This window comes from Herbaspirillum lusitanum P6-12, assembly GCF_000256565.1.
Taxonomy (GTDB): Bacteria; Pseudomonadota; Gammaproteobacteria; order Burkholderiales; family Burkholderiaceae_D; genus Herbaspirillum; species Herbaspirillum lusitanum.
This window is the reverse complement of sequence record NZ_AJHH01000415.1, coordinates 1-3728: the sequence shown is the minus strand read 5'-3', so window position 1 is coordinate 3728 and position 3728 is coordinate 1. Positions and strand designations below refer to the sequence as shown.

Genomic DNA, 3728 nt, shown 5'->3' with positions numbered 1-3728 from the left:
TTTATGTAATTAAAAATTAAATAATGCATCAAAAAATTCATGTACCGACTGCCGCCGTATCGGCGTGAATTCCCTGTGACGTTTCTAAAAAATCATGGCGATTTGAAATCGTTTGTGAGACGATTGCCGATAAATAACTTTGTTGACATCAATGTAATTTTTAGTAACGTCAATACAAGTCGCCCGACACCGGTCGCTCATGCGGCTCGCAGCGGGAAGCAGACAACAAGAACAAGCAAATAGCAAAAAAGTAAAGAGCAAAACAGTACGGCGCAGATTGCTGCGCCGAGGGGATGTACCGATTGTTGCTGACGTGTTTTTCCGGAGAGAGAAGCCGTTTATGAAGCTATTCAGAAAAGGCCTGCTGCTGGTGGCCATTCCCGGCATATTCGAGCTTGGCTTGCTGGGAATCCTGTACAAGAGCCAGGAGAACGCCACGCAGGCCGAAGTCTTGGCCTTGCATACCAAGAACGTCATCATCCAGGCTGGGGAAGTGCGCGAGCCGGTGCTGCTGCAATCGGCGCGCTTGCGTGCCGCCATCATTCTCAACGACCCGGCCGGGCTTGAGAAGAGCGACCTGTGGGACAGCATCGAAAAGGAACTCGGCGAATTGCGCGAACTGGTGGGCGACAATGCCGAGCAACTGCGACGCGTGGCGCAGATTGGCGCCTCGGTGCAGGAATACCGCCAGTGGACCGACCTCCAGACCGAGCTGCTCAGGAACGACAAGCACGACGAACTGGTGGCAGCCTTGCGTGATCCGAATGCGCGGCGGCTGATTCAGGTGATCCAGCGGCAACTGGTCGAGTTCATCAAGGTGGAAGAAGAACTGGATCAGGAGCGTCTGAGCAGCGTCGTCGAAGCGCGGCGCATGCAGAACATTGCACTGGTGATCGCCTTGCTCGGCTCGGTGCTGGCTGCAGCGCTGGCGGCGCGAATTTTCAGTCACGACGTCGGCGGTCGCCTGGCCGTATTGACCGGCAATGCACACAAGCTGACCGAAGGCGGCGTGCTGGCTCAGCGCGTCGGCGGCAACGACGAAATCACCGAGCTCGACAAGGTGCTGCACGAGAGCAGCGCGCGCCTGCGCCAGGCCGAGGAGGACGCGCGCGTTTACCGTGAAGAACTGGAGCGCCATGCGCATGAACTGACAAGCGTCAACGACGACCTGCAACGGCAGACGCAGGACAACGAGATGTTCATCTACAGCGTCTCGCACGACCTGCGTTCGCCGCTGGTCAACCTGCAGGGGTTCAGCAAGGAGCTGCATCATTCGGTCGGCGAGCTGCACGAGACCATCGACGCCAGCGATCTCAACGACAAGGACAAGCAGCGCATCCGCGACATCATCGAGGACGACGTCGAAGTGTCGCTGCGCTTCATCCGCACGGCGGTGACGCGCTCGGCTGCCATCATCGATGCGATGTTGCGGCTGTCGCGCGTAGGTCGCGTGGAGTACCAATCGCAGGAGACCAACGTCAACGAAGTGGTCGGGCGCGTGATCGACGCCATGAGCAACACCATCCGCGAGCGCCAGGCAGTGGTGGTGTCGCAGCCGCTGCCGCCGTGCTATGGCGACCCGACTGCAGTCGAACAGATATTCGGCAACCTGATCGGCAACGCCGTCAACTATCTCAATCCCAAGCGTGCCGGCACGGTCGAGATCGGCGTACTGCCACCGGATCCGGGCCAACCGGATTTCCGTACTTACTACGTGCGCGACAACGGCCTCGGCATTCCGGCCGATTATCTGGGCAAGATGTTTTCCGCCTTCCACCGCCTCCACGCCGATATCGCCCAAGGTGAAGGTGTCGGCCTGGCGCTGATCAAGCGCATCGTGCTGCGCCACGGCGGCAAGATCTGGGTCGAATCCACCGAAGGCGCCGGCACCACCTTCTACACCTCATTGCCGGTGCGGCCGATCCAACAAGTCACGCCGCCCGCAACCCAATTGGCTCAAGGAGAACAGAATCATGGCTGACAAAGATGAAGTAGGCATCCTGCTGGTCGAGGACGACGACGGCCACGCCTTGCTGGTGGAAAAAAATCTGCGCCGCGCGGGCTTGTCCAACGGCTTCCTGCGCTTGAAGGACGGCCAGGAAGCGCTCGATTATTTCTTCAATGGCGAGGGTGTACCGGGCAGGGAAAAATTCGAATCGCTGGTAGTGCTGCTGGACGTCAACATGCCGCGCGTAAGCGGCGTCGATGTCCTCAAGCGCCTCAAGGAAAACGAGGTCACGGCAGCCATCCCGATCATCATGCTGACCACCACCGACGATCCGCGCGAGATCGAACGCTGCTACGACTACGGCTGCAATCTCTACATCACCAAGCCGGTGGAGTACGAAGCCTTCATCGAAGCCGTGCGCCGGCTCGGCTTCTTCCTGCAAATCATCAAGGTGCCTCCGGTAGGCCGCGGTGCTGCATGACTGCATCGGAACCCGCCATTCTGATCATTGAGGACGATGAAGGCCTGCGCATGCTGGCGCGCCGTCGCCTGGAAAAGCGCGGCTTCAAGGTCGGCAGCGCCGGTAGCATCGCGCAAGCGCGCAGCCTGTTGCGCGACGGCGCCTTCGACTTGCTGGTGATCGATTACCAACTCGACGAAAACATGAGCGGCCTCGATTTCTACAACGAGCTGTGCGAAGAGGGCGTGAGGATTCCGGCGGTGATGTGCAGCGGATTTTCAGACGATGTGCATTTCGGCGAAGCGCTGCGCTGCGGCATCGCCTATGTGCTGCCGAAGTCGCAGGATTATCTCGATGAATTGCCTGATGTGGTGCAGCAGGTGCTGGACCGGCCGCGGGCTTGACCGGGCTGCGCGGCGACGGTGCGCTGGAGGCAGGCTCTTTTTTCCACCAGCGGCTATGTGTTTTACACACGTCGTTGCTGCTTGAGATGGGTCTGTCATGATACGATGCGGACCCTCTGCAACACGTCCATGAAACGGCATGTCGAAACAGTTTTTGCTTGAAAGCCCCAGGGATACCGGCGACGACCGTGTGACCTTCATCATCCGCAACAACGGCACGATGCTGCCGGGTTTCGTGACCCGCGCCGCGCTGATTTCCATCGGCGGGCTGACCAGCAACAATATCGTTGCGCTCTATACGGAACATCGCGCCCGCATCGCCGAAGCCGTCAAGAAACGCATGGCGCAACCCGGCCTGGTGCCGTACATCGCACTGACGCTGGAAGATTTGCAGCAGGCACTGCCTCTCCCGGTCGCCCAGGCCGAATAGTGATCCATGGCAATACCGCAAGCGCGGCGTAAGCTGCGCCTGATATTTTCACTCGGAATCAACGGTCAAGAGTTGCCGTCGTGATAATCTACCGTTTGCGCACCCCCCCGGGCGCCCGCTGCTATCTCAGCGATCAGCGCACCGCAATAGATAAGCAGATAACGCGCCATGATCGCGACGATAGACCGGGACGAGCGGTCGGCCTCTTTCACCACGGAAAGAAGCTCAGAACAATAATCATTGGAGACACAGGCGACGCCACATGACCGGAACAGGTCGGGGCGGGGCCTGATACTGGAATCAGCTTGAGAGCTTTGCAGAGACGACTATCGAATGCGTTCGTCGCCATTCAGGCGCGCTGTCGCCGTTCGCCGCGGAGGCCCGTGGCGCATGAGGCGCATGTGTCACATGAGGCGCACGTGTCGCAGGCAACGCATGTGCGCACGCATGCCTATGCCGGCCTGTATCAGCAGCAGGTGCGCGCAC

Annotated in this window: 4 protein-coding genes; all 4 read left to right on the top strand. The window is 59.3% G+C overall.

Annotated elements, in window-relative coordinates; all coding sequences use genetic code 11:
• Positions 1–340: 340 nt before the first annotated feature.
• The 4 genes from HLUSI_RS0113425 to HLUSI_RS0113410 all read left to right on the top strand — a co-directional run bounded on the left by HLUSI_RS0113425 (position 341) and on the right by HLUSI_RS0113410 (position 3242).
• Positions 341–1981 carry a sensor histidine kinase gene (locus tag HLUSI_RS0113425; RefSeq protein WP_016834468.1) on the top strand — a complete coding sequence of 547 codons (1641 nt, stop codon included), beginning with the start codon at positions 341–343 and terminating at the stop codon, positions 1979–1981.
• Complete coding sequence (locus HLUSI_RS0113420) at positions 1974–2429, top strand: response regulator (RefSeq protein WP_016834467.1); 456 nt, start codon at positions 1974–1976, stop codon at positions 2427–2429. The genes HLUSI_RS0113425 and HLUSI_RS0113420 overlap by 8 nt, the downstream gene beginning before the upstream one ends.
• Positions 2426–2812, top strand: a complete 387-nt coding sequence (locus HLUSI_RS0113415; RefSeq protein ID WP_016834466.1) for a response regulator — start codon at positions 2426–2428, stop codon at positions 2810–2812. The genes HLUSI_RS0113420 and HLUSI_RS0113415 overlap by 4 nt, the downstream gene beginning before the upstream one ends.
• Positions 2813–2951: 139 nt before the next feature.
• Positions 2952–3242, top strand: a complete 291-nt coding sequence (locus tag HLUSI_RS0113410) for a DUF1488 family protein (RefSeq protein ID WP_016834465.1) — start codon at positions 2952–2954, stop codon at positions 3240–3242.
• The last annotated feature ends 486 nt before the right edge of the window (positions 3243–3728 follow it).

What these genes read in the sequence shown, in the direction of transcription:
- HLUSI_RS0113425 (WP_016834468.1), top strand. Translation starts at nt 341, where the DNA reads ATGAAGCTATTCAGAAAAGGCCTGCTGCTGGTGGCCATTCCCGGCATA.
- HLUSI_RS0113420 (WP_016834467.1), top strand. Translation starts at nt 1,974, where the DNA reads ATGGCTGACAAAGATGAAGTAGGCATCCTGCTGGTCGAGGACGACGAC.
- HLUSI_RS0113415 (WP_016834466.1), top strand. Translation starts at nt 2,426, where the DNA reads ATGACTGCATCGGAACCCGCCATTCTGATCATTGAGGACGATGAAGGC.
- HLUSI_RS0113410 (WP_016834465.1), top strand. Translation starts at nt 2,952, where the DNA reads ATGTCGAAACAGTTTTTGCTTGAAAGCCCCAGGGATACCGGCGACGAC.